The sequence below is a fragment of the Hyphomonas sp. UBA4505 genome (assembly GCF_002388685.1).
Lineage (GTDB): Bacteria > Pseudomonadota > Alphaproteobacteria > Caulobacterales > Hyphomonadaceae > Hyphomonas.
Window position 1 is genome coordinate 150,218 of sequence record NZ_DGMZ01000002.1, and the last position, 23,331, is coordinate 173,548.

The window sequence follows — 23,331 nt, forward strand, 5'->3', positions numbered from 1 at the left end:
CACGGCGCATTCGGGGCACGCACCGGGCGAGGCAAGGGCCTTTGCCAGTCCAAATTCCGCCTTTGACACCCCTGCCAGCTGTCGTAAGGGTTAATGCCAAGAAACCACGGGAGTGTCTTATGGCCTATGCTTCAGGAATCCGGATCAGCAGTGTCGCGGGAGTCATCGGCGCCGGCGTTGGCGGCTATATTGGTTACACGCAGGCGGCGGACGTCAGCAATCTCAGCCCCGTGGCCGGCGCGCTGATCCTCGGCGCCATCGGCTTCGTCGCGGGCAGCGCGGGTGCCTTCCTGCTGAAGTCGCTGATGCAGTTCGTGATCTACATCATCCTGTTTGGCATCGTGGCATATTTCTTCCAGCATCAGATCGAAGCGCTCACGGGGATAAACCCGATCAGCGCGACACTTAATCTGCTGGCCGACTTCGGCCTGCCGGTGGACTCCAAAGACAGCGTACTGGTTACCGACCCCAACTAGGCGGGCGCTTGTCGAGGAAGGCTTCAATGCCTTCCTTGCCCTCATCGGAGACCCGACGCGCTGCGATGCGCTTTGATGTCTCTTGGCTGAGATCCTTGTCGATGAATACACCGGAGACATCGCGAACCAGTGCCTTGCTCTCGGCCACAGCGCCGGGCGCAGCGGCAAAGACAAGATCGGCAAGGTGTTCTTCCATTGCCGTCATCTCGGCCTGGTTTTCCACGACATACTGAACGAGGCCCAGCTTCTCAGCATATTCGGCATCAAACGTTTCGGCAGTGGTGAACAAGGCCTTCGCCCAGCGCGCGCCGATGGCTTCGATCACATAGGGGCTGATCGTCGCCGGGGTCAGGCCGAGGCGCACTTCAGAGAAGCGGAACTTCGTGCCCTTCATCGCCACAGCGACGTCACAGGCGGCCACGAGGCCGGCCCCGCCACCCATGGCGGCGCCCTGCACCAAGGCAAGCGTCATCTGGGGCATGTCGTAGAGCGTGCGCAGCATTTCGGCGAGGTTCATCGCGTCGCGCTCATTGTCTTCGCGCGTATGCATCGCCGCGAGCTTCATCCAATTGAGGTCTGCGCCCGCCGAAAAACTCTTGCCCGCGCCGCGCAGGATCATCATGCGAATGGTGCGCTGGTCGGCAATGGTGTGGAACGCATCGGTCAGTTCGGCGATCAGCTCGGCATTGAACGCATTGTGCACATCCGGCCGGTTCAGCGTGACAACCGCCAAGCCTTCCTGCGTCGCTTCGAGCGTGATGAGATCATAGTCGGAATCGCGCATGGGGATCAGTCCTGTTCAGGGTTGGAGGCCACTTTGCGGTAGTGGCTGGATGGGCGCAAGGCGCGCCGCTCGACAAGATGCCACAGCGCATAGCTGGCCACGATGACGAGAAGCGCCGACAGGGTAAAGCCGACCGCATGGCCGAATGCTGCAAAAGCGCCGACCATGACAAGGCCCTGCAGGATCGGAAAATGAGTGATGTAGACGCCGTAGCTGATATCTCCGAAGCGCGCCGCGTTCAGCGCAGGGCCTGGCAGGAAAGCCAGGCAGGCAATCAGGCCCGTCAGTCCGGCCGCGCGGAGCGGCTCCAGCCAGGAATGGACGAAGGAAAGCAAGGTCAATGCGAGCCCCACCACGCCGAACCAGAGCGGCTTTGCCTGGGCCCGATCCCATACCTGCCACAAGGCAATGCCACTGGCGAAAAAGGCCAACTGACCCGGCAGCTGGCGCGCCGCGATAAGCGCGGATTCCCCCTCCAGAAAAACAGGCACCAGATCACGCCACCCCTCCCCCAACACATACAGGCCCACCAGGACGCTCCACTGCGCGCGGCGCATCGTCCGCAGCAATCCGCCGATGATCGGCAGGACGAGATAGAACAGAACCTCGATCTTCAACGTCCACAACGCGCCATTGACCTCTGTGAAGCGGTTGCCTTCGAACAGTCCCGGCAAATCCGGCGACAGGAAGTTCAGGAAGACGAGATTGGCACCCACATATTCTGCGACTCCACCAATACTGCCGCCCATCAGCAGGCTGATGAGCGCCGGGATCAGAATGACGACAGCATAAGCCGGGTAAAGTCGACGGACCCGCTTGCCAGCATAGTCAGCAAGGTTTTGCGACCGCATGAGCGAGCCGGCCACCAGTGCGCCGGATACAATGAAGAAGCCTTGAATGGCGATCTCGGCAATTTGGCCCCAGACGCGCTCCAACCCGCTCATCGGCGCGAGCGCGGACAGAACGATTGCATGATAGGCAAACACGGCCGAAGCGAGCGCCAGCCGGATGAGATCAAACCTGTTTGCTGCCAGTCGGTGCGCTGTCGCCATCGGCGCTGTTTATCGTATTCGTTCCAAATGGAAAGGGGCCCGCTGGACCGGCGGACCCCTTCAGCACCGACTGGGTGGGCAGCCTACCGAACCGGCAGGCCAGCCGCCGTCACGGCGCCTTGATCGGACCGTCCCCGCCAAGCAGCAAGGGCATCTGCCAGTTCTTCCTCGGACACGGTTCCATTCGAATTAAGGTCGAATTTCGTGAACTTCGCTTTCGCCTCCGACTCGCTGGCTGTGCCCGCGCTGTCGGAGTAGCTCACATATTCGTCCTCGCTGATCAGGCCATCATCATCCAGATCCAGCAACGAGAAGTCGGGCATCTCGCCCGCATGGCCCATCAGGGCCGTCATCATCGCCGCCGTTACCAGAAAGCTGCTACGTCTGACCATGTTCGAACTCCTTCTTACTCTATACGTCGCAGGGGACCGCGACAGGACTGAACATACTCGAAACAAGTGGTAATGATGCGTGAAAAGACGTTCACGACGAAGATGTAATGAACCCGGATCAGACGGCCTGCCCGCCGATCTCCTTCATGAACTCGAACCAGGATTCGACTTTTGATGGCGTCAGAGCGCCAACGCCGCCGATGATCGTGTGGTGCATCGGTTTGAAACCGGACAGGCCAAGCACGCCGCGCTCCAGCGCTTTCAATGCGCCCGCATCCATGCCGAATCTATAGACCAGGTCGGGCATACCCATCGTCACGATAATGCGGGCCGACTTTCCTTTCATCATGCGCTCAGGCCATTCATGATCGGACTCACCTGTTTTCAGGAAGAATTCTGCCCGGGCCGCCTGTTCGAAGAAGGCCTTTAGTTTGGCTGGCATACCGCCCATCCAGAGCGGGAAAGCGATGACGAGGTGGTCTGCGTTGGCGATCTTCTGGCGTTCACTCAGCACCGGCTCTGGCGGGGGCATTGCGAACTCTTTCTCAGAGTTGAGGAATGGCATGTCGAAATCTGCCACGCGGATGCGCGACACTGTGTGATCGGTCGCCTCGGCGCCCTCGGCATAAGCATCGCAGAGCGCGTGGACCAGATGGTCCGGATCGGGATCGGGGTGGCCATCGATGATACAGATAGAGCGGGTCATGGGGGTCAGCCTCCTGCCATGTGACAGGGAGCTTCTACCATTGGCCGGCAACAGATTTTATACGTAGAACCCCTACATCCGAAAGACGCCGAACCCTCTGTCCGGGAACGGAGCATTCAGGCTGGCGGAAAGGGCAAGGCCCAGAACGCGGCGCGTATCGGCCGGATCGATGATGCCGTCATCCCATAGGCGCGCTGTGGAGAAATAGGGCGAACCTTCAGCTTCGTAGAGATCGCGGATCGGCTGCTTGAAGCTGTCCTCGTCCTCGGCAGACCATTCCCCGCCCTTGCGCTCAATGCCGTCGCGCTTGACTGTGGCGAGCACGCTGGCGGCCTGTTCGCCGCCCATGACGGAGATGCGGGAGTTCGGCCACATGAACAGGAAGCGGGGGCTGTAAGCCCGGCCGCACATGCCATAATTGCCGGCGCCGAAGCTGCCGCCGGTTACCACGGTGAATTTCGGCACGCTGGCGGTGGCCACGGCGGTCACCATCTTGGCGCCATTCTTGGCGATGCCGCCAGCCTCGTATTTCGACCCGACCATGAAGCCGGTAATATTCTGCAGGAAGACCAGCGGGATGCGGCGCTGGTCGGCCAGTTCGATGAAATGCGCGGCCTTCTGCGCGCTTTCAGAGAACAGGATACCATTATTGGCGAGGATCGCGACCGGCATGCCATAGAGGCGCGCAAACCCGCAGACGAGCGTCTCGCCATAGAGCTTCTTGAACTCATGGAATTCCGATCCGTCCACGAGACGCGCGATGACTTCGCGGGCGTCATAGGGCTCGCGGACATCCTGAGGCACCAGACCATGCATCTCCGCAGGGTCGTAAAGTGGCTCTGCAGGCTCTGTCAGATCGAAGGGCTGGGGCTTTGGCGTGGCCAGCGTGCGGACAATGGAGCGGACAATGGCGAGCGCGTGAGAATCATGGGCCGCATAGTGGTCGGCCACGCCGGAATGGCGCGCATGCACATCTGCGCCGCCAAGGTCTTCGGCTGAGATCACTTCCCCCGTGGCGGCCTTCACCAAAGGTGGACCGCCGAGGAAGATCGTGCCCTGTTTGCGCACAATGATGGTCTCGTCCGACATCGCAGGTACGTAGGCACCACCCGCAGTACAGCTGCCCATGACGGCGGCGATCTGGGGAATGCCATTCGCGCTCATCTGGGCCTGATTATAGAAGATGCGGCCAAAGTGTTCCCGGTCCGGGAAGACTTCTGACTGATGCGGCAGGTTCGCGCCGCCGCTATCGACCAGATAGATACATGGCAGGTGATTTTCGAGGGCCACTTCCTGCGCGCGCAGATGCTTCTTCACCGTCATCGGGAAATAGGCGCCGCCCTTTACCGTCGCATCATTGCAGACGATCAGGCATTCGCGCCCCTCAACCCGGCCGACCCCCGTGATCAGGCCTGCGCCGGGGGCTTCGTTATCATACATGCCATTGGCGGCCAGCGCACCGATTTCGAGAAAGGCAGAGCCCGGGTCCAGCAGGCGTTCGACTCGTTCACGCGGCAGCAATTTTCCGCGCTCTACATGGCGTTTGCGAGACGCTTCCGGGCCTCCGATGGCGGCATTAGCGGTTTTTTCTTGCAATTCGGCAAGAAGCGTCTCCATGGCGGCTTTGTTGGCGGCAAATTTGCTACCGGACACATCAAGACTGGATTTCAGAACCGGCATAACGCCTCCCACTGGAATTTTGTGCCTGCTTAGCGGCGCCCGGCCCACCTGTCACGCGGGCGTCATGCGAATTTGAAACACAGGGGATGAGCGAAAGGCTTTGAAAAGGGAATCGAAATGGGCATGTTCTTCAACATGGGCATTGATATCACTCCCCGCTTGCGGGCCATTGAATTCCTGAAGGATGTTCCGGCCCGCGCCATGAAGGCGGCAGGCAAGGAAGCCATCTGGTTTTCGGTCGCCGCCGGCAAGCCGCTCTATCTTGCCGGAGAACCCGCTGACACGCTCTATTTCGTCCTGTCCGGAACGTTGGGCATCTTCCGTGACGGCGTGCATGGAAAGTCCGAATTTGTCGGCCATATCCGCTCAGGCGAGCCGGCCGGCGAGATGTCACTCTTCCTCGGCGGGGTCGACCTGACCGGCGATGGCGTGCCGAACGATGCACCCCATACGAGTTCGGTTTACGCGCTGCGCGACACGGAACTGATCGGCGTCTCGCGCAAGGGCTGGGACCGGATGGTGAAAGCCGAGCCGGAATTGCTCGAATCCATGATCCGGGTGATTTTGCGCCGATTGGGGAAATCCGGTGATCGCGTTGCCAGCGCTGCGCCGAAAGTGTTCACGCTCGTCGCCACGTCACCGACGATCGACCTGAAGCTGCGGGCCCGGTCGCTGAAACAGGCATTGGAACGCCTTGGGCGGAAAGCCGTGATTGTTGACGAGCAGATGGGCGATGAACGCCCGGCTGCCTATTTTGACGAGCTGGAGCGCGCACATGATGTCGTGATCCTGATCTCGGCCATTGGCGACAATTCCTGGTATCGCCTGTCCATGCGCCAGGCCGACCGGATCTGGGTCGTGGGCCGCGCTGATGCGCGCCCCTCCAATCCATTGATGCCGGATGACCAGTCCCCTGCCCGCACGCTGAAACTCGTGGACGTCCTGTTGCTGCATCACAGCGATGAGCGCCAGGGAGCCAAGCCGGCCGAATGGATCGCCGCGTCCGGGGCTACCCGCGTCTTTCACTGGAGCCGGGTAGAAGGCCAGGATTGCGACCGGCTCGCGCGCATCATGGCTGGTGTCTCCGTCGGCCTGATCCTGTCAGGCGGGGGCGCGCGCGCCTATTCTCATATCGGCGTCGTCAAGGCGATGCGGGAACTTGGCCTGCCGATCGATTTTGTGGGCGGCGCCTCGATGGGCTCGGTCATCGCGGCCTGTGTCGCAATGGGGTGGAGCGATGCCGAAATCGAGCAACGCATCCGCAAGGCATTTGTCGATAGCAATCCGCTCGGGGACTATCATTTACCCGTCGTCGGCATGGTGAAAGGCGCGCGCGTCGCAGCCCGGCTGAAAGAGCATTTCGGCGACGCGGAGATCGGTGATCTCGACATTCCCTTTTTCTGTACCTCGACCAACCTCACCAGCGGCGCCACGCGCATCCATCGCGAAGGCCTGCTGCGCAATGCGCTGCGGGCGACCATCTCGTTGCCGGGCATCTTGCCTCCGGTCGTGGACGGCAAGGATTTGCTGGTCGATGGCGCAGTGCTGAACAATTTTCCGGCCGATATCATGCGGGATATGCATCGCGGCTTTGTCGTGGGCTCTGATGTCACGCGCCAGCCGGAAAACATGGATCTGAAGGAATTTTCTGAACCGCCGAGCTTCTTCCGCTGGGTTTTCAATAACGGGTTTTCCAGCCCGCCCCCTATTGCCGGCCTGCTCATGCGGACCGCAACGATCCGTGCAGACACCAAATTCGGACATGACATGGCAGATGTTCTGGTCCTGCCACAACTTGCCGATGTCCAGCTGCGCGACTGGAAAGCCTATGACGAAACCGTCGAGTCCGGCTATGTCGCCACGATGAAGGCCTTTGAAGGGGCCACAATCAAGGAGAAGTGCTGCCCGGCTTAGCTGCTAGCCGCTAAGCCGTTTCGCCGAAGAGTTCCCGGCCGATTAGCCAGCGGCGGATTTCCGACGTCCCTGCCCCGATTTCGTAGAGCTTGGCATCGCGCAGCAGGCGACCGGTCGGGTATTCATTGATATAGCCATTGCCGCCAAGGATCTGGATCGCGTCTAGCGCGAGCTTGGTCGCGGTTTCGGCCGCATACAGAATGGCGCCGGCGGCGTCCTTGCGGGTCGTCTCGCCCCGGTCGCAGGATTTGGCGACGGCATAGACATAGGCCTTGGCCGCATTCATCTGGACATACATGTCCGCGACCTTGCCCTGGATCAGCTGGAACTCGCCGATCGACTGGCCGAATTGCTTCCGGTCATGAATGTAAGGGATCACGACATCCATACAGGCCTGCATGATGCCGGTCGGCCCCGCTGACAGGACGGCGCGCTCATAATCCAGCCCACTCATCAGAACGCCAACGCCGCCATTCAGCGGGCCCATGACGTTCTCTTCTGGCACTTCGCAGTCCTCAAAGACAAGTTCGCCCGTCTCCGATCCGCGCATGCCCAATTTGTCGAGTTTCTGCGCGACCGAGAAGCCCTTGAAGTCGCGCTCGATCAGGAAGGCCGTGATGCCGCGCGAACCCGCCTGTGGCTCGGTCTTGGCGTAGACGACCAGCGTATCAGCGTCCGGCGCATTGGTGATCCACATCTTGGTGCCGTTCAGCACATAGCGGTCGCCCTTCTTCTCGGCCTTCAGCTTCATGGACACGACATCAGAGCCAGCGCCACTCTCACTCATGGCGAGGGCACCAAGATGTTCGCCAGAGACGAGCTTGGGAAGGTAGCGAGATTTCTGGTCGTCATTCCCCCAGCGGCGAAGCTGGTTGACGCAAAGATTGGAATGGGCGCCGTAGGACAGGCCGACTGAAGCCGAAGCGCGTGAAATTTCTTCCATCGCGACCACATGTTCGAGATAGCCAAGCCCGGTGCCGCCCCACTCTTCCTCGACCGTGATGCCGAGGAGGCCAAGTTCGCCCATTTTCGGCAACAGGTCGCGCGGAAACGTATCCGTGCGGTCAATCTCTGCAGCGCGAGGGGCGATTTCGTTCTGGGCGAAACTTGCCACGGTCTCGCGGATCATGTCCGCAGTTTCACCGAGATCGAAGTTCAAAGTGGGATATGTGTTCGGGATCATGCCGCTGACTTAGCAAGACTTCCCCCGGCTGTCAGCCTAATCTTCCTGCGCCAGCATGCGGTACAGATAGTAGACCGAGACGAATAGGAGGAAGCCACCGCCCAGCGCCATCAGGGGGCCGGTATAGGTCTGACTCGCAGCCTCGCCCATGCGCGCGCCCGATTGGGTGAGGATGCGGCGCAGTCCGTCATAAAGGCCAATCGTGCCGAGTCCTGCCAACAAGGCAAAGGGCAACCAGCGCCAACCGTGTGCGGGAGCAAAGTCCTCTATCTCGGCCTGCGCGGGTGTTATCAGGCGCGATGTATCCACCTCGACCGTGGCCAGGTCATCGATCAGCTTCTGGCTTGTCGGCGGCACAGAGAGATTGTCGAGCGTGAGCCCCTCTCCCTGCGGATCCGACAGGTTTGGCGGGCGATAGGCGCGGCGGCGTTCCGACATGGAGGCTGGCGGCGCCGGGGCCGGTTCGCCATTGCCGTCGGGACCTGCCAGCGCCGAAACGGCGCGCGTAATCTCGTCAACGGTGGAATCACCTGTCGGCTGCGGGTCGGGCTCGCCGGATGCGCGGGAACCATTTTCCCCGAGTATGCGTGTCAGGCGCTGGGCCACTGCGCGGGCGGCGGCCTCTGGCGGGCTCTCGCGCTCGGCTGTGGCGCGAGCGCGGTTCTGTTCAGGTCGCGGCTCCAACACGATGGAAGTGTCCCGATTCCCGTTTGGCCCGGCAAGACCGTCGCGTTCGGGGCGGACAAGCGCGCTCGGGATCGAAACACGGCGTTTGGGCGTATCCAGGAAGGTTGCCACTTCCACGGCGCGGCGGCGCACCAGTCCATCAATCACGCGGATCTGACCATCCACCCGCCCCCGGCGCCAGCTACTCATGGCTTCAGCGGCAAGGATACGGTCGCCGGAATTGAGGTGCGCGAGTACGTCAGAGGAATCGAAGGCCTTCAGACCGATATTGAAGGCGAACGAGACGAGCGCATCGAACTCGTTCTGGCTCAGCGGCGTGAACACCTGTTGCGCCAGATGGTTCTCGACCCGCTTCAGATCGTGAAAGCGCAGGATCAGTTCCGCATCAAAGGCGCTGACGGTCAGGCCAGCGCGTGCGGTCTCTGTATGCCCGTAACCGACCAGCCATTTGCCATCCGGCAGGCGGCTTGCGCGCGCACGAAAACCTTCGAAACTCTTGATGAGTTCGACTCCCTTGTCGGACGTGCGCATTTGACGGGCCAAAAGCATGGCTCCCGTTTTGGGACAGTTTGACTTTTTACTACGGGCAAGCGCTGCAAATCTCGCGCCCATTCACCCGAGAGGCGAGATTTGGCTAAGAAGTGCCCAATTTACAGGAGCACGAGCGACGCAAGGCCAAGGAAACTGAAAAATGCCATCACATCAGTCAGCGTCAGCACGAAGACCGACGATGCCACTGCAGGGTCAGCGCCAAGGCGCTTCAGGCCGAGGGGAACAAGAATGCCCGACAGGCCCGCCCAGATAAACGTCGCCAACATTGCCGCGCCGATCACAAGCGCCAGCTCGACGTCACGGAACCAGACCAGCGAGATCAACCCGACCCCGATGGCAAAGATGACTCCGTTGACGCAACCGCTGAACACTTCCCGGAAGATGGCGCGGCGCGCCGCAGCGCCGTCCAATTGCCGTTCGGCAATGGCGCGCACGGCAACGGCTAGCCCCTGGCTGCCCGCATTGCCCCCCAGCGCCGCCACGACCGGCATCAGTACCGCCAATGCCACAACTTGCGCGATGGCCGCCTCGAACAGGGAAATAATGGCGGAAGCAATAAACGCGGTGAACAGGTTAACGCCCAGCCACGGCGCGCGCGCCTTAACCGTATCCCAGACCGTATCGGCACCGTCCGCCGAGGTCACGTTGAGCAGGGAGAGCAGGTCTTCGGCGTTCTCTTCCTGCATGACATCGACCATGTCATCGACCGTGATCATGCCGACGAGGCGGTCGCCTTCATCCGTCACAGGCGCCGCAGCCAGCGAGTATTTGCGGAACTGGAAGGCCACTTCTTCCTGGTCCATCTCCGGCTTCAGAGAGGACAATGCGTCTTCCATGATGTCCGACAATTGCACATCTCGCGGCGTGCGCAGCAGCGTCGCCAGCGAAACGATTCCCAGCAGGCGATGGCCCGGATCGATCACGTAGAGCTCGTAGAAGACTTCCGGCAATTCCTCGCCGAGCTCCCGCGCATGGTCGATCGCATGGCCGACCGTCCAGTATTCCGGCGCGGCCACAAACTCCGTCTGCATGAGACGGCCGGCAGTGTCTTCCTCATAGGAGAGCCCCCGCTCCAGCTGGGCTCTGTCCACCGGGGCAAGGTCGTCCAGGATACGCTCACGGCGGTCATCTTCGAGGTCTTCGAGAATGGTCGTCGCATCATCGGAATCGAGTTCGTCGAGTGCGCTGGCCACCGCCGCGTCCGGCAGCACTTCGACCGCCTCTTCGCGATAGGAATCGCGCAGTTCGATCAGGATGTCCGCTGGCAGCTCGCCGCCAAGCAGTTCTACCGCTTCAGAGAAGGTATCAAAGGACAAAGCCTCCAGCGCATCGGCGGCGTCGGCCGGATGCATGCGCTGCAGCGTCCGCGCCAGCCAGCGCGTATCCTTTTCATCGACCGCATCGATGATATCTTCCAGCAGATCCGGATCGACGTTGGGCGTCTCAGTGGTCTGGGCAGGCTGAACGGACGTTTCTGTCATGGCGCCTCTTTGCCGGGGTTACGTGGCGTCGGCAAGAACCGAATACGTTGAGCTAGCCGGGATTCGCAGGAATCTCACAGCGTGCCCACAGTGATTGTGGCGGGTGTTGATGCGGGTGTGGGTCTTTGAATTCATTCATTCACTAAAATCGATCCTCGATCGATTTTTGGCGCAACGCGCCACCGTGAATGAATGGTGCGGTCAAGAGGACTCGAACCTCCACGGGTTGCCCCACAGCGACCTCAACGCTGCGCGTCTACCAATTCCGCCATGACCGCACTGGTCTTCATTGAGGCAGACGGGCCGTATAAGGCGACACCAGCACTTTGTGAAGCCCTGAATGTCGCCTATATGCCCCCGGTGATGCAGAAATTCCCCGACACAGAATGGGCCGTTTCAGACCGCCTGGTTCCTTATGAGGATGCGGTCCGATTCATGGAGGCGCGCGCCCGCGCGATCCGGGAGGATGGCGCGCCGGAACTGGTCTGGTTCCTGGAGCATCCACCGCTTTACACGTCAGGCACTTCTGCCAAGCCGGACGACCTGCGTGACCCGGCCCGCTTCCCTGTCTTTGATGCCGGGCGCGGCGGCCAGTATACATATCATGGCCCCGGCCAGCGGGTTGCCTATGTGATGCTGGATGTTGCCCTGCGGGGGCGGGACGTGCGCGCCTTTGTGCAAAATCTGGAGACCTGGATCATCAAGGCGCTTGCCGCTTTCAATGTCGAGGCGGGCCCGCGTGACGGCCGCGTCGGCGTATGGGTTGATCGCACGAAAGCCGGCGGGACACTGCGCGAAGACAAGATTGCCGCCATCGGTGTACGCCTCAAGAAATGGGTCAGCTTCCACGGTACTTCATTGAACGTGGAACCAGACCTCGAACATTTCTCAGGCATCACACCCTGCGGGATCGCAGACCCGCGCTATGGCGTGACCAGCCTGGTCGATCTCGGAATCCCTGCCGCAATGGATGATGTCGACCTGGCCCTGAAAGATGCTTTCGAGACCGTATTCGAAAGTCGGCTGGTACGCGCTCCCGATCCGATCAGAGAACCTGCCTAGGCTGTTTCGTAAGCTTTCAGGCGCTGTTCTTCCTGGGTCAGATCACTGCCTGTGCGGAACGGGCCAGCGCCACCATTCGGCAGGCGCGCAACATGCAGCAAGGTCCACAACATGACGAAAAAGGATGAGAGCGCCCAAAGCGGCATGGCCAGGCCCATGCCGCCGCCCATTGCCATCTGCATCTCTGTCGGTGGCGGTCCATCCGGACGGCGCGGGCCACGCGCTTCCTGCGGTGCCGCAGCATCTGTCTCTGCCGCCTCCCCGCCCTCTGCGGCGACAGTCTCTGCCTGAGCCGCCTTTGCCTGCTGGGCCTGATACTGCGCAGATCCTGACACCACACCTCCGGCAAATCCGAGCAAGCCAAGGAAGAGTGGGACAAGCACGATGGCGGCCTTCAGCGTCGAGCGGTTCGCTTCCGCAAAGCGGCGCACATGCGCCACCCATGATGTGAACTCCGTGATGATCGTGAAGAAGAAGAACGGCAACAACAGCGCTGGTAGTGGAATGCCGACTGATTTGACCGGCTGCCACGCGCCTGACATGTCGGCGCCCGCAAGACCGGCAATGAAGGCCACAAAGACCGGCACGATGAATAGCAGCACCCGCCCCATGAACATGAAGGTCCACGCCCGGCTGAAATGCAGCTTTCCGGTCATGCCCATCGGGTTGAACAGGGTCTGAAACCAGTCCATCCGGGCCGGGTCGTCCCGCTCATCCCTGATCCAGGGGCGATGCGCATCGATGGGGGTCATTGTGTGATGGGTCATGCCGGCAGGGTCCTCTGGAGTGGTCAGGAATAGGTGTTGGACATTGGGGTGCCGGATGTCGGCGGGCCATACCGGTTCGTTTCCAGATCGGTAGGCAGGCGTGCGGCGATGAAGCCGAGCAATGCGGTCGTCAGCAGGAAGCTGGCTAGCGAGGTCAGGGCGGTCAGGCGCTCGAATTCCTGAATGTTCTCAGTCAACGCATCCATCGCGCCGGACAGGTCGCTCCCGAATTGGGCATACATCTCGAACGCGACCGGTGACAGGATGGGCATCAACAGAGCGCTCACGATGCTGCCCACAATCCCGTAGCCAGCCAGGAACAGGAGATAGAACCAGCCCGAATGGCCAGCATCGTGCAGTCGCTTGGAGAACAGGCAGACATACACATAGACCATCGGATAAACGAGAATACCGAATATGGGCGAGATGAACGTGTTTGCCACTTGCACGATCATGAAGGCGGCCGTGATCACTGTCAGACCGCGCAGGAATGTGCGCGACCCGATACGGCCTTTTGACGACAAGAGGACATATCTCATGTCCATAGGATTTCTGTCTCCTCGATCCGGGTCCTCACACGGCAGGGCCATGTCGAACACTACGCGTCCTTATCAATAAACGATAAACTCTTGCAACAAAAAAGAGCCGGACGACTGTCCGGCTCCTCTGGATTTCGATTGCTGCGCCAGCGCCTACACGAAGGTGTCTGCGGTACCAGCCATCGGATTTTTCGGGTCTGGGCCATACTTGTTCGGGCCAACCGTTCCGGGGATACAGGCAATTACAATCTGGGCAATCGATGCCAGGAAATTGATGAATGGGATGAAGCCGGCAATCACGAGACCGAGATAAATCCAGCCAGTCTGGTTGATATCGTGAAGACGGCGGATGAAGAGTGCGATGCTCGGAATGATCACGGCAAGGCCATACAAACCCATCAGCGCGAAGAAGATCATGCCGATCGGATTCATTTCACCGGTTTCGAAATTGCCGCCGAGGCCGAATGCGAGGGCCGCCAAGACCCCGAACACGATCAAATTGAAGAGTACGACCCACCAGTATTCCGAGCGGCGTGAGCGACCCTGAAAATCCACATAGCGGGAAAAGAACATTTTTACTGCATCTGGAAAACTGACCATCTCGGCCCCCTTTGAATTGCTTTCGCCATGAAAGGCCGGTGCACTTTCGGTGCATCAGCGGCAAGGTCAAGGGATGACTCGTTAATCTCCCCCTGCCCCATGAGGCGGAATTCCGCGTCGATTTGGTTAGAGCAGGGTTAATAGTTCAGGCGTGAGCCGACCTTAGCCGAACTCCACCATGATCTCGTCGGCGGCCACACTGTCGCCAGCGCCGACATTGATGGCCTTCACGGTGCCATTGGCCTCGGCGCGGATGATGTTCTGCATCTTCATCGCCTCGACCACGCAGACCGCTTCGCCTTCCTGCACTTCCTGTCCAAGTTCGACATCCATCGAAACGACAAGGCCCGGCATGGGGGAAATGATCAGCTTGGACGTATCCGGCTTTTCCTTTTCCGGCAGGCGAGCGTGCAAATCGGCCACGTTCGGCGTGCAGACCAGCGCGCGCAGGGCAACGCCGCGATGACGGAACAGATAGCCTTCGGTCCGGTCAGCAAACTTCACGGCAAAGGGCTGCCCATCCAGCAGGCCTTCGACCAGATGCTGGCCCGGATACCAACCGGAGACCAGCGTGTGCGTCTTGCCCCCATTGATGGTGATCTCGGCTTCGCCATCGTCGCCGAGGTCCAATGTGACGGGGTGATGCTTGTCGCCCAGAATGACAATCCAGTCGCGGCGCGCATCCCGCGTCGGCGACATGCGGCCGCTCGTATCGGCAGCGCGGCGCGAGAAGAAGCCGTGCACATAGGCCGCAGAACAGATCAGCTGGATTTCCTGCGCTTCGGTCGGCTCCACGCCGTCAAAGCCGTCCGGGAATTCGTCCTTGATATAAGCGGTCGTGATATTGCCAGAGCGGAACCGCTCTTCGTCGATGACGGCCGCGATGAAGGGCATGTTGTCCTGGATGCCTTCAATATGGAACCGGTCCAGCGCCTCGCCATGCACGTCGAGCGCGGTGTCGCGATCCTTGCCGTGCGTGATCAGCTTGGCGATCATCGGGTCATAATACATGGAGATTTCGTCGCCCTCGCGGACGCCGGAATCCATACGCACCTCACCGCCAGCCAGCGCGCCTTCGGATGGCGCGTGGAAACGCTTCAGGCGACCAATCGATGGCAGGAAGTTGCGATACGGGTCTTCGGCATAGACGCGGCTTTCCACGGCCCAGCCATTGATCTTGATATCGGACTGTTTGAGCTTCAGCGTCTCGCCATAAGCGACCCGCAGCATCTGTTCGACCAGATCAACACCGGTGATCATTTCGGTCACCGGATGCTCCACTTGGAGACGCGTGTTCATTTCAAGGAAGTAGAAGCCCTTATCGGCGCCAGACGCCACGAATTCCACGGTGCCGGCGCTGTCATAGTTCACGGCCTTGGCCAGGGCCACGGCTTGTTCGCCCATCTTCTTGCGGGTTTCCGGGTCGAGCAGCGGCGATGGCGCTTCCTCGATGACTTTCTGATTGCGGCGCTGGATCGAGCATTCGCGCTCAACGAGGTAGATACAATTGCCATGCTTGTCGCCAAGCACCTGGATCTCGATATGGCGCGGCTCAAGAATGAACTTCTCGATAAAGACACGGTCGTCCCCGAAGGACGCTTTCGCCTCGGCCTTCACGGCCGGGAAGCCCTCTTCGACTTCCTTGTCATTGGCCGCGACCCGGATGCCCTTGCCGCCCCCGCCCGCGGACGCCTTGATCATGACCGGATAACCGATTTCCTTGGAAATCTTCACCGCTTCCTTGGTGTCTTCGATCAGACCCATATGGCCTGGCACGGTCGACACGCCGGCCTCGGCAGCCAGCTTCTTGGAGCTGATCTTGTCGCCCATCGCTTCAATGGCGTAGGCGTTCGGGCCGATCCAACCGATCCCCTCTTCTTCAAGCCGTTTGGCGAACACAGGGTTTTCGGACAGGAAACCGAAGCCAGGATGGATCGCCTCTGCACCGGTCTGGCGAACCGCATCAATGATCTTGTCGGCAACCAGATAAGATTCTGACGCAGGTGACGCACCAATATAGACAGTCTCGTCGGCCATCTCGACGGCCATGGAATCCGCATCGGCGTCTGAATAGACCACCACTGTCTGTACGCCCAGCCGTCGACAGGTCTTGATGACCCGAACTGCAATTTCCCCCCGGTTGGCGATCAGAATCTTTTTGAACATGCTGCCTCGATCCAATGTAAAGTCTTTCAGCGACTGCACTAAGCCGCCCGAAAGCCGATGTCCACAATTCCCATAGGGGAAGTCGGTTGCCACGATGCCGCAGATATGTTAGTAAGCGCTCACTATTTATGGAGATAGTTCTCATGTCCCGGATCATACTCGACCTCGATGCCCTGCTGGCCAATGGCCAGATCGACTCCTCCGAAGCCGCGCGCTTGCAGGGTTTCGCCCTGCCTGATCGCAGGAATGGTGTGCTGATAAACATTCTGCTGATTTTCGGAGCCATCTCGGTCGCCGGCGGCACGATCGCACTTGTGCCGAACGCCATAACCGGTCTCGTTCTGGCACTTGTCGCGCTGGGCGGCGCGGAATTCCTGCGCCGCAGCGCACGTGGAAATTCCCTGAAAACCCTCGGCATGGCGCTAACGCTTATGGGTACACTTGGCGTGGCAGGCTGGATCGGATGGGAATTCCGGGAAGTGGATGATGGCACGGTGCCCACCGTACTGATCGCACTGGTCATGACCGCGGCAGCGCTGTGGTTCCGTTCGGCACTTCTGGCAGCGTTTGCAGTCTTGTCCCTCGGTGCCATTCTTGGTTCTGGCACAGGCTACTGGCATGCCAGCTACGCCCTGTTCGTCGAAGAACCGACCATCACGATCCTTGTCTTCGGCCTGCTCGCCCTGGGTCTCTATCGTGCCCGCAATACCCTGTCAGACGCATGGAACAATCTGGTCACCGTCGCAGCACGCACGGCCATGTTCATGGTAAATTTTGCCTTTTGGGTGGGTTCGCTCTGGGGTGACCGGATTGGCGAACACTGGTTTGCGCCGCAGCGCTGGTCGGACCGGTCGGAATGGCGTGAAGCTGCCATTGCCATCCCCGACCATGTCTTCACCTTGGGCTGGATTGGCGCGCTCGTCGCCATGATCTTTACGTCACGCCGGAACAGCTTCCTGTCGATAACCTCAATCGCGTTCCTGACGATCCATGGCTACACGCAATATTTCGAGTATCTCGGCGCGAAACCGGAAACGCTGGTGATTGGCGGACTGGTTCTGGTGGGCCTGGCCGTAGCCGGGGCGCGCTTCTTCATGAAGCAGGACGTGGAATCGGCCTAGTCCTTGTCATCCAACTGCTCGATGCGCGCCTCGAAGTTGCGCACCCGAGCAGAAATCGAGACAAGGAATGCCGTCGACCAGCCGAGCAGCAGGAAACCAATGACGGATTCTGCTGCCGCCAGCATGCGCCAGTCCTTGTCGATCAGCACATCGCCATATCCCACTGTGGAAAAGGTCGAGGTAGAAAAATAGACGGCTGTTTCGACATCCGGAAACGTACCCAGCGCCAGATAGGTCAGCGTGAACACCCAGATCTCGATCGAATGGATGGCAAACAGGCTGAGCAGGACAAAGAAGATGGCGAGCCCCTGCCCGACCACGGTCGACAGGTTCACGTGCGGCACGTCCCGCTTGCGGATCACCGCAGACAGGGCCACCAGTCCCGCGAAGTGGATGGCAAACGTAATCGCCACCAGCGCTCCCGCCACAATCAGATTGAGCAAGAGCATGGCGAAATCCTCCGTTTTAGCGTGCCGCGACGACCAATCCGGCCAGCAAACCTGGCGCTTCACGGTTGAGGAAGTCAACCAGGGTATTGCTCGCCGTGGTGACCGGGTTCGGTGGCGGGCTCTTGCGCCACCAGCCAGTACGAGGTGGCGGCTGGGCAGGCTTTGATTTCGCGGCGAGGCTGGCAGTTCGGCGGGCCAGGCTCGCCCTTTCCGCTTCCCTACCCATTTGCTCGAACCAGCTTCCCTTGTCGAATCCCAGCGCAAGACACCCGACAAACTTGCCGGGATTGGGATCGTTCGGGTCAAGCCAATGCTTGCGGTTGAGCGCATGGCGTTCCGTGTGGGGATTGGGATGCGCGCGGGCGACCAAATGGTTCCCGATGGCCCGTGCAAACAGGAAGTTCCACGACGGGTCGTTCTCGCTGCCCTCTATGCTCTCCTGTGTGTGGAAGAGGATCGCTGCCTCAGCCCGGCTGACCCAGGGCGCATGCTCCGGGCCCGAAAGCAGAAGCGTTTCAGCGACGTTCCCCACGGATGTTGCATCTGCCTGATTATCCAGGATCATCTGGTCGCATAAATGGGATAACACAATCAAACCGAACCCATCGGGCGTCCCGCTGGCTTTGCGCAGCAGCCGCATGAACAGGCCTGCCAGATTGCGGTTGCGCAGCCTGTCCCCGATCGCGACCCGCTCCTGTAGCCAATCGAGATTGGCTGGCGTCAACGCCCCATTGGCGGCATCGCGGGCAAGCACATAACGCGCCATCACCCGGACAAACCGGCTGTCCCAGTCAGGGTCCGCTCCCCTCATTCGCGCATTGAAGTCGAACAGAGCCTGAGCCTCGGCATCAGATTGCGGCCCGCGTGAGCACATTTCCTGCGCGACCTGCCGCATATCCTCGCGTGATCGTCGCGAGACGGCCTGAATGCGTTGAATGATACTGGCCGACCTGACCATGGGTTGCTGTCTCCGGTATAGGCAGCGACGGGTACCAATGACGGGTTTCAGCTTTCTTGACCAATTCGGTGAAACCTGTTGCCACCATTGTTCAACGCCCCGTACATTCCAGCCCAGACACATATGAAAATTACGGGAGAAAACGCGATGACACAGCCAAAAGACCTCGCCGGGCGCAAGGCGATCGTAACCGGTTCAGCCACAGGATTGGGACGGTCAATCGCCTTGAAACTTGCCGAGCGCGGCGCTGATGTGATCATCAATTGCGCCAGATCCGTCGCGGAGGGCGAAGCGACCGCAGCGGACTGTCAGGCGCTCGGTTCGCAGTCGCGCCTTGTTCAGGCTGACGTGTCGACGGATGAAGGCTGTCGTAAACTGGCCGAGGCTGCGGCACAGGCCGGGCGGCTGGACATTCTCGTCAACAATGCCGGCACGACCAAACACGCGCGCGACCATTCCGATCTGGACGCCCTGACCCGCGAAGACTTCCTGGACCTCTACGCAGTCAATGTCGCCGGTCCCTTTCTGATGATGCAGGCCTGCAAACCCCTGCTCATTGAAAGTCACCGTCAAACTGGTCGCGCCGCTGCTGTGCTGAACACATCCTCCATCGCGGGTGTTACGGGTATCGGCTCATCGGTGGCCTATGCGGCGACCAAGGGCGCGCTCAACACGATGACCCTGTCGCTGGCCCGCGCACTGGCCCCGGAGATTCGGGTAAATGCGATTTGTCCGGGCTTTATCGGCACGCGCTGGTTCAAGGACAAGATGGATGAAGAGCAGTATCAGCGCATGGAAGCCTCCGTTGCGGCCGCGACACCGCTCAACGTGGCCAGCGGGCCCGACGATATTGCAGATTCGGCCCTTTTCTTCCTGACCGATGCCTCTCGACACGTGACGGGAGAGACGCTTTTGGTCGATGCTGGCACACATCTTGGGTACGCGCCGTTGACCGCACGGTGACCAAAACCAGAGCGCACAAGCCTAAGGCATTGTCGCGCCTGCGTGCACAAAATTCTGGCGTTCCGGTTGCCGTCCCGCAACCTCCATATTTTTGTTTCTGATCCCGGATAAAGCCGCGTCATCGTGGTTTTGGCGCTGGCAACAGCGCGATTCAACAACGGGGTACTAAAACATGAAACAACAGCTTTTCCGCGCAGGGGTAGCACTTGCAGCAATGCTGGCAGTGGCTGGCACGGCAGCTGCCGAGGGAGAATGGTCCGGTAACGTCGCTCTCAGCACAGACTATGTCTGGCGTGGCGTCTCCCAGTCCAATGAGGACATGGCCATCTCCGGCGGCTTCGACTATGCGAACGGTATATTCTATGCGGGTACATGGGCATCGAATATCGACTTCGAAGACGGTTCTGACTCCAATGTAGAGCTCGACCTCTACGCCGGCGTCGCCAGCGAATTCTCGAACGGCGTCTCCTGGGATCTCGGCGTCATCTATTATTCCTATCCGGACTCGGATGATGAAGACCTCGACTTCGTCGAACTGCAGGCCGCTCTGGGTTATGCTTTCGAAGGCGGAGTTGAAGTAGGCGGCGCCGTCTACTGGGATCCAGACAATGAGAGCGTCTATGTTGAAGGCTCTGCGGGGTATGCCTTCACCGACGCTTTCGCAGCTGACGTATCCGTCGGCAACTACTCCTTCGATGGTGGCGGCGACTACACCAACTGGTCGCTTGGTGGCACCTACTCGCTGCCAATCGGCATCGATGTGGACCTGCGTTACTGGGATACCGACATCGACGGTACGGACATCGCCGACGAGCGCATTGTCCTGACTCTCGCAAAGAGCCTCTAGCGCTCGGATATTCTTCACAAACTGTGCGCGAGACATTGCCCTCCTTCGCGTGCAGTCTGGTGAAGGCCGCCGGTTCCCTCGAGAGCTGGCGGCCTTTATTTTTGCGCAATCCTCCTTAAGTTGGGAGTTCGACTCCACCCAGAAGAAAGAGCTCCCCCATGGCCGCTGAAATGAGCCCTGCCGACGCCGTGGGCGCGCTCGTTCCCGCAATCACCCTGTTGGGGTTCGGCGCGGCAGCCGCCCTGGTGTCCCGCGCGCTCAATCTCAGCCCCATCGTTGGCTACCTCCTCGCGGGAATTCTGATCGGTCCGGGCATGCTGAACCTGATCCATGAGAGTGGCGGCACGCATTTGCTGGCCGAGCTCGGCGTGGTCTTCCTGCTCTTCGATATCGGCATGCATGTCTCGCTCCGCGAACTGAAAGAAAGCCGTGGTGACCTGCTCGGCCTTGCCCCTGTCCATCTGTTGCTGACAGGCCTGATCAGTGCAGGCGCGCTCTACATGCTGGGCATATCCTGGCCGATTGCGATCGCGGTAGGCCTCAGTCTTGGCCTTTCGTCCACGGCGGTCGTTGCGCGGATCCTGACAGAGCGCGAGCAGAACTCGTGTCCGATCGGGCGCACGGCCACACATGTCCTGATCTTTCAGGATATTGTCGCCATCTTCCTGATGATCTTCGCCACGTCGCTTGGGGAAGGAGAGACCGCCGCCGGCCTTGCGGGCCTTCTGTCAGAATATCTCCTGAATGGCGGTGCAGTCCCGCTGGCGGCTGGATTGTTGCTGGCCTTTGTGCAGGCCCTGATCGCTTTCGGCGCAGCCATGCTGTTTTCACGCTACCTGCTGAACCCGGTTTTCCGGACGCTGGCAGCCACCCGCAATGACGAAGCCTTTACGGCTTTCACCCTGTTGCTTGTGCTGGCGGCCGCCTGCGCGACTGCCATGATCGGACTTTCGCTGACCCTGGGCGCATTCCTGGCAGGTCTGGCCGTGTCCGGCACGCCGTTTCGTCACCAGGTACAAACGGAAATGGGACCGTTTCGCGGGCTGCTCCTCTCCTTCTTTTTCATCAGTGTCGGCCTGTCGATTGACTTGCCGGGCCTGCTGAGAAACCTGCCGCTCGTCGTGATCGGCGCGTTTGGCATCCTGACGGTCAAGACTGCGCTCGGCTATATCGCCGCCCGCATGAACGGCTGGAGTGTTCCCGGCGCGACCCAGCTCGCCACCTTGTTGGCACAGGGATCGGAATTCACCCTCGTCATTCTCTCGCTGGCCTCAATCACTGCCAATATGCCCCCTGCCCTCATGGGCAGCCTGATCGCCGCCATTGCGCTCTCTCTGGCGCTGGCACCGAGTTGGGCCATGCTCGGAGGCAAGCTCTCGCGCGAATTGGCGCGGCGCAAGCAGGTCACAATGGAAACATCAGGCGAACCCGCTGGCGAGCAGCCTGTCATCGTCATTGGCATGTCTGCTGCCGGGCGACTGGCCGTCGACGCTCTGATCGACTTTGACATCCCCTATATCGCGACTGACGGAGATCCCGACCGCTTTCTGTCTGCGGTCGCAGATGGATACAATGTCTCGTTCGGAGATGCCGCCAACATGAAGCTGATCGAAGCTGTGGGGGGCAGCAATGCGCGCGCGGTCGTGCTTGGAAAAGCGCGTTATGAAGTGTCCAAGGAAGTCACGCCCAGCATCAATCGCCGCTTCCCAGACCTGGTCCGACTCGTCGCTGTCGAAACCATCCATGATCTCGACCGATATCTTGAACTGAACATACGCGCGCACCTTGTGGCTGGAGAGCCCAAAGGAATTGAGATGGTCGCGGATATGCTGAGAGTCCTGGGCGTGCCCGACAAAGAACTGACAGATTGGCTCAGCCGCGAGGCCGACCTGTTCACGATCGGCGACGCGTCAGACCGTCAGGACAAGTCCGATGAGGAAGAAGCTGTGGTCGACGAAGCCGCCTGACCAGATTCCAGGTCAGGAATTGAGGGCGTTGATCGCATCATCAATCGTGGCGCGCGGACGGTCCATGATAGCCGCGATCTGGGCACGCTGTTCGATGGCGAGCCACAGGCCCAGCACTTCGACATCCACGACACGCCAGTCGCCATTCTTTTCAATAACACGCCAGCGCACTGTCTGAGGCGCCTCGCCGGGGCGAACGACTCGCGTTTCCACGATGGAATCTGTCGGCGTGCGATCCTTTGATCCGGTAACCGTGATCTCTGCATCGCGGAATTTTTCACGCTGGTCTTCGAAGCTGCTCAACAGATAGGTTTCGAAGGCGTCTGCGAACCTGCTGCGTTCCTGATCCGTGACGCGGCGCGCATATTTCCCGAGGGTGAAATTGGCGACTGTATCCAGGTCCATGGACTGGCGCAGCGTCTCGCGGCCCTTCTGAGGGTCGGCAATATGCTTTGCGGCGCCTTCGATTACGGCCTCCGCTTCCGGGCCGGCGAAGGCAGGCAGGGCCATCAGGCCGAGGGCAGTGGAGGCAATAAGGGCGCGAAACATGAGGGCTTGTCCTTGTGAATTCTCTGCGTGTTGCCCTCTAGATATGATCGAGATTGTCCTTTTGTTCCCCGAAAGCCGAAATAGGCTCTATGCGTTTTGGGAATGAAACCGGTGCAGCGGGAGTCGGTAGGCAGGCCCCCGACAGGCGCAGGACCTGTAGTTTCGGGCGGCGGCAGGACAGAATGGCTGGGTACATGTCATTTCTCCTCTTGGGCGAGAAACATGCAAGCCGTGTACCAAGGACGCGACCTGCGCGTTCTGTCTCGATCATAAGAGTCGGCCACATATGATGGCATGGTGCGGGCGGCCGGGCTCGAACCGGCAAGGCCTTGCGGCCGAGGGATTTTAAGTCCCTTGCGTATACCAATTTCGCCACGCCCGCATGGCCGATGCTGGACATAACGGTATTTTACGGGGGATGCTAGATTTCATCGTT

22 protein-coding genes and 2 tRNA genes are annotated in these 23,331 nt (G+C 60.2%); 7 read left to right on the top strand and 17 right to left on the bottom strand.

The window, feature by feature from the left end; genetic code table 11:
• Positions 1 to 119: 119 nt before the first annotated feature.
• On the top strand, positions 120 to 476 hold the full coding sequence (locus tag B3527_RS01350) for a hypothetical protein (RefSeq protein WP_034816664.1): 357 nt from the start codon (positions 120 to 122) through the stop codon (positions 474 to 476).
• Here the strand turns inward: B3527_RS01350 and B3527_RS01355 are convergent.
• The 5 genes from B3527_RS01355 to B3527_RS01375 form a co-directional block, all read right to left on the bottom strand.
• Positions 460 to 1,260 (bottom strand): enoyl-CoA hydratase-related protein, encoded by an 801-nt coding sequence (locus B3527_RS01355; RefSeq protein WP_034816662.1) that lies wholly within the window; start codon positions 1,258 to 1,260, stop codon positions 460 to 462. The two genes, B3527_RS01350 and B3527_RS01355, sit on opposite strands and share 17 nt — an antisense overlap.
• A 5-nt stretch (positions 1,261 to 1,265) precedes the next feature.
• The gene (locus B3527_RS01360) at positions 1,266 to 2,312 is read right to left on the bottom strand and encodes an acyltransferase family protein (RefSeq protein WP_290478632.1); all 1,047 of its coding nucleotides are present in this window, start codon (positions 2,310 to 2,312) and stop codon (positions 1,266 to 1,268) included.
• 83 nt (positions 2,313 to 2,395) lie between these two features.
• Positions 2,396 to 2,704: an EF-hand domain-containing protein gene (locus tag B3527_RS01365; protein WP_206992274.1), complete on the bottom strand. Its 309-nt coding sequence runs from the start codon at positions 2,702 to 2,704 to the stop codon at positions 2,396 to 2,398.
• Positions 2,705 to 2,822: 118 nt separating this feature from the next.
• Positions 2,823 to 3,410, bottom strand: coding sequence for an NAD(P)H-dependent oxidoreductase (locus B3527_RS01370; protein ID WP_290478631.1), 588 nt, complete (start codon positions 3,408 to 3,410; stop codon positions 2,823 to 2,825).
• A gap of 72 nt (positions 3,411 to 3,482) precedes the next feature.
• Positions 3,483 to 5,090, bottom strand: a complete 1,608-nt coding sequence (locus B3527_RS01375) for a carboxyl transferase domain-containing protein (RefSeq protein WP_290478630.1) — start codon at positions 5,088 to 5,090, stop codon at positions 3,483 to 3,485.
• A gap of 117 nt (positions 5,091 to 5,207) precedes the next feature.
• Between B3527_RS01375 and B3527_RS01380 the strand changes: the two genes are divergently transcribed.
• Complete coding sequence (locus B3527_RS01380) at positions 5,208 to 7,004, top strand: patatin-like phospholipase family protein (protein ID WP_290482141.1); 1,797 nt, start codon at positions 5,208 to 5,210, stop codon at positions 7,002 to 7,004.
• A gap of 10 nt (positions 7,005 to 7,014) precedes the next feature.
• Here B3527_RS01380 and B3527_RS01385 read toward each other — a convergent pair whose 3' ends face one another.
• From B3527_RS01385 to B3527_RS01400, 4 genes are all read right to left on the bottom strand, one after another.
• Complete coding sequence (locus B3527_RS01385) at positions 7,015 to 8,187, bottom strand: isovaleryl-CoA dehydrogenase (protein WP_206992269.1); 1,173 nt, start codon at positions 8,185 to 8,187, stop codon at positions 7,015 to 7,017.
• Between the two features lie 36 nt (positions 8,188 to 8,223).
• Positions 8,224 to 9,423 carry a lysozyme gene (locus B3527_RS01390; RefSeq protein WP_290478628.1) on the bottom strand — a complete coding sequence of 400 codons (1,200 nt, stop codon included), beginning with the start codon at positions 9,421 to 9,423 and terminating at the stop codon, positions 8,224 to 8,226.
• Between the two features lie 101 nt (positions 9,424 to 9,524).
• On the bottom strand, positions 9,525 to 10,907 hold the full coding sequence (gene mgtE, locus B3527_RS01395) for a magnesium transporter (protein WP_290478627.1): 1,383 nt from the start codon (positions 10,905 to 10,907) through the stop codon (positions 9,525 to 9,527).
• Positions 10,908 to 11,100: 193 nt separating this feature from the next.
• Positions 11,101 to 11,185: transfer RNA gene (locus B3527_RS01400), tRNA-Leu, on the bottom strand.
• An 85-nt stretch (positions 11,186 to 11,270) separates the two neighbouring features.
• Between B3527_RS01400 and lipB the strand changes: the two genes are divergently transcribed.
• Positions 11,271 to 11,969 carry a lipoyl(octanoyl) transferase LipB gene (gene lipB, locus B3527_RS01405; protein WP_349677837.1) on the top strand — a complete coding sequence of 233 codons (699 nt, stop codon included), beginning with the start codon at positions 11,271 to 11,273 and terminating at the stop codon, positions 11,967 to 11,969.
• Here lipB and B3527_RS01410 read toward each other — a convergent pair.
• The 4 genes from B3527_RS01410 to B3527_RS01425 all read right to left on the bottom strand — a co-directional run bounded on the left by B3527_RS01410 (position 11,966) and on the right by B3527_RS01425 (position 16,041).
• On the bottom strand, positions 11,966 to 12,736 hold the full coding sequence (locus B3527_RS01410; RefSeq protein WP_290478625.1) for a hypothetical protein: 771 nt from the start codon (positions 12,734 to 12,736) through the stop codon (positions 11,966 to 11,968). The two genes, lipB and B3527_RS01410, sit on opposite strands and share 4 nt — an antisense overlap.
• Positions 12,737 to 12,759: 23 nt before the next feature.
• Complete coding sequence (locus B3527_RS01415; RefSeq protein WP_290482142.1) at positions 12,760 to 13,281, bottom strand: DUF805 domain-containing protein; 522 nt, start codon at positions 13,279 to 13,281, stop codon at positions 12,760 to 12,762.
• A 147-nt stretch (positions 13,282 to 13,428) separates the two neighbouring features.
• On the bottom strand, positions 13,429 to 13,875 hold the full coding sequence (locus tag B3527_RS01420; protein WP_034816639.1) for a DUF805 domain-containing protein: 447 nt from the start codon (positions 13,873 to 13,875) through the stop codon (positions 13,429 to 13,431).
• A gap of 162 nt (positions 13,876 to 14,037) precedes the next feature.
• The gene (locus B3527_RS01425) at positions 14,038 to 16,041 is read right to left on the bottom strand and encodes an acetyl-CoA carboxylase biotin carboxylase subunit (RefSeq protein WP_290478624.1); all 2,004 of its coding nucleotides are present in this window, start codon (positions 16,039 to 16,041) and stop codon (positions 14,038 to 14,040) included.
• A 143-nt stretch (positions 16,042 to 16,184) separates the two neighbouring features.
• On the opposite strand from B3527_RS01425, the gene B3527_RS01430 reads away from it, so the two are divergent.
• Complete coding sequence (locus B3527_RS01430) at positions 16,185 to 17,162, top strand: hypothetical protein (protein WP_290478623.1); 978 nt, start codon at positions 16,185 to 16,187, stop codon at positions 17,160 to 17,162.
• Here the strand turns inward: B3527_RS01430 and B3527_RS01435 are convergent.
• Together B3527_RS01435 and B3527_RS01440 are read right to left on the bottom strand one after the other, a co-directional pair.
• Positions 17,159 to 17,611, bottom strand: coding sequence for an ion channel (locus B3527_RS01435; protein WP_206992262.1), 453 nt, complete (start codon positions 17,609 to 17,611; stop codon positions 17,159 to 17,161). The two genes, B3527_RS01430 and B3527_RS01435, sit on opposite strands and share 4 nt — an antisense overlap.
• A 16-nt stretch (positions 17,612 to 17,627) precedes the next feature.
• Complete coding sequence (locus tag B3527_RS01440; protein WP_290478622.1) at positions 17,628 to 18,569, bottom strand: hypothetical protein; 942 nt, start codon at positions 18,567 to 18,569, stop codon at positions 17,628 to 17,630.
• A gap of 147 nt (positions 18,570 to 18,716) precedes the next feature.
• Here B3527_RS01440 and B3527_RS01445 point away from each other — a divergent pair, with 147 nt between their 5' ends.
• The 3 genes from B3527_RS01445 (at position 18,717) to B3527_RS01455 (ending at position 22,346) form a co-directional block, all read left to right on the top strand.
• A complete protein-coding gene (locus B3527_RS01445; RefSeq protein ID WP_206992260.1) occupies positions 18,717 to 19,532 on the top strand; it encodes an SDR family NAD(P)-dependent oxidoreductase in 816 nt (271 codons plus the stop codon).
• A gap of 172 nt (positions 19,533 to 19,704) precedes the next feature.
• Positions 19,705 to 20,379, top strand: coding sequence for a TorF family putative porin (locus tag B3527_RS01450; RefSeq protein WP_034816626.1), 675 nt, complete (start codon positions 19,705 to 19,707; stop codon positions 20,377 to 20,379).
• A 158-nt stretch (positions 20,380 to 20,537) separates the two neighbouring features.
• Positions 20,538 to 22,346, top strand: a complete 1,809-nt coding sequence (locus tag B3527_RS01455) for a cation:proton antiporter (protein WP_290480688.1) — start codon at positions 20,538 to 20,540, stop codon at positions 22,344 to 22,346.
• A gap of 12 nt (positions 22,347 to 22,358) precedes the next feature.
• Here B3527_RS01455 and B3527_RS01460 read toward each other — a convergent pair whose 3' ends face one another.
• Together B3527_RS01460 and B3527_RS01465 are read right to left on the bottom strand one after the other, a co-directional pair.
• The gene (locus B3527_RS01460) at positions 22,359 to 22,895 is read right to left on the bottom strand and encodes an MlaC/ttg2D family ABC transporter substrate-binding protein (protein WP_206992258.1); all 537 of its coding nucleotides are present in this window, start codon (positions 22,893 to 22,895) and stop codon (positions 22,359 to 22,361) included.
• Positions 22,896 to 23,190: 295 nt separating this feature from the next.
• A tRNA-Leu gene (locus B3527_RS01465) sits at positions 23,191 to 23,277 on the bottom strand.
• Positions 23,278 to 23,331: the final 54 nt, after the last annotated feature.

What these genes read in the sequence shown, in the direction of transcription:
- B3527_RS01350 (WP_034816664.1), top strand. Translation starts at nt 120, where the DNA reads ATGGCCTATGCTTCAGGAATCCGGATCAGCAGTGTCGCGGGAGTCATC.
- B3527_RS01355 (WP_034816662.1), bottom strand. Translation starts at nt 1,260, where the DNA reads ATGCGCGATTCCGACTATGATCTCATCACGCTCGAAGCGACGCAGGAA.
- B3527_RS01360 (WP_290478632.1), bottom strand. Translation starts at nt 2,312, where the DNA reads ATGGCGACAGCGCACCGACTGGCAGCAAACAGGTTTGATCTCATCCGG.
- B3527_RS01365 (WP_206992274.1), bottom strand. Translation starts at nt 2,704, where the DNA reads ATGGTCAGACGTAGCAGCTTTCTGGTAACGGCGGCGATGATGACGGCC.
- B3527_RS01370 (WP_290478631.1), bottom strand. Translation starts at nt 3,410, where the DNA reads ATGACCCGCTCTATCTGTATCATCGATGGCCACCCCGATCCCGATCCG.
- B3527_RS01375 (WP_290478630.1), bottom strand. Translation starts at nt 5,090, where the DNA reads ATGCCGGTTCTGAAATCCAGTCTTGATGTGTCCGGTAGCAAATTTGCC.
- B3527_RS01380 (WP_290482141.1), top strand. Translation starts at nt 5,208, where the DNA reads ATGGGCATGTTCTTCAACATGGGCATTGATATCACTCCCCGCTTGCGG.
- B3527_RS01385 (WP_206992269.1), bottom strand. Translation starts at nt 8,187, where the DNA reads ATGATCCCGAACACATATCCCACTTTGAACTTCGATCTCGGTGAAACT.
- B3527_RS01390 (WP_290478628.1), bottom strand. Translation starts at nt 9,423, where the DNA reads ATGCTTTTGGCCCGTCAAATGCGCACGTCCGACAAGGGAGTCGAACTC.
- mgtE (WP_290478627.1), bottom strand. Translation starts at nt 10,907, where the DNA reads ATGACAGAAACGTCCGTTCAGCCTGCCCAGACCACTGAGACGCCCAAC.
- lipB (WP_349677837.1), top strand. Translation starts at nt 11,271, where the DNA reads ATGCAGAAATTCCCCGACACAGAATGGGCCGTTTCAGACCGCCTGGTT.
- B3527_RS01410 (WP_290478625.1), bottom strand. Translation starts at nt 12,736, where the DNA reads ATGACCCATCACACAATGACCCCCATCGATGCGCATCGCCCCTGGATC.
- B3527_RS01415 (WP_290482142.1), bottom strand. Translation starts at nt 13,281, where the DNA reads ATGGACATGAGATATGTCCTCTTGTCGTCAAAAGGCCGTATCGGGTCG.
- B3527_RS01420 (WP_034816639.1), bottom strand. Translation starts at nt 13,875, where the DNA reads ATGGTCAGTTTTCCAGATGCAGTAAAAATGTTCTTTTCCCGCTATGTG.
- B3527_RS01425 (WP_290478624.1), bottom strand. Translation starts at nt 16,041, where the DNA reads ATGTTCAAAAAGATTCTGATCGCCAACCGGGGGGAAATTGCAGTTCGG.
- B3527_RS01430 (WP_290478623.1), top strand. Translation starts at nt 16,185, where the DNA reads ATGTCCCGGATCATACTCGACCTCGATGCCCTGCTGGCCAATGGCCAG.
- B3527_RS01435 (WP_206992262.1), bottom strand. Translation starts at nt 17,611, where the DNA reads ATGCTCTTGCTCAATCTGATTGTGGCGGGAGCGCTGGTGGCGATTACG.
- B3527_RS01440 (WP_290478622.1), bottom strand. Translation starts at nt 18,569, where the DNA reads ATGGTCAGGTCGGCCAGTATCATTCAACGCATTCAGGCCGTCTCGCGA.
- B3527_RS01445 (WP_206992260.1), top strand. Translation starts at nt 18,717, where the DNA reads ATGACACAGCCAAAAGACCTCGCCGGGCGCAAGGCGATCGTAACCGGT.
- B3527_RS01450 (WP_034816626.1), top strand. Translation starts at nt 19,705, where the DNA reads ATGAAACAACAGCTTTTCCGCGCAGGGGTAGCACTTGCAGCAATGCTG.
- B3527_RS01455 (WP_290480688.1), top strand. Translation starts at nt 20,538, where the DNA reads ATGGCCGCTGAAATGAGCCCTGCCGACGCCGTGGGCGCGCTCGTTCCC.
- B3527_RS01460 (WP_206992258.1), bottom strand. Translation starts at nt 22,895, where the DNA reads ATGTTTCGCGCCCTTATTGCCTCCACTGCCCTCGGCCTGATGGCCCTG.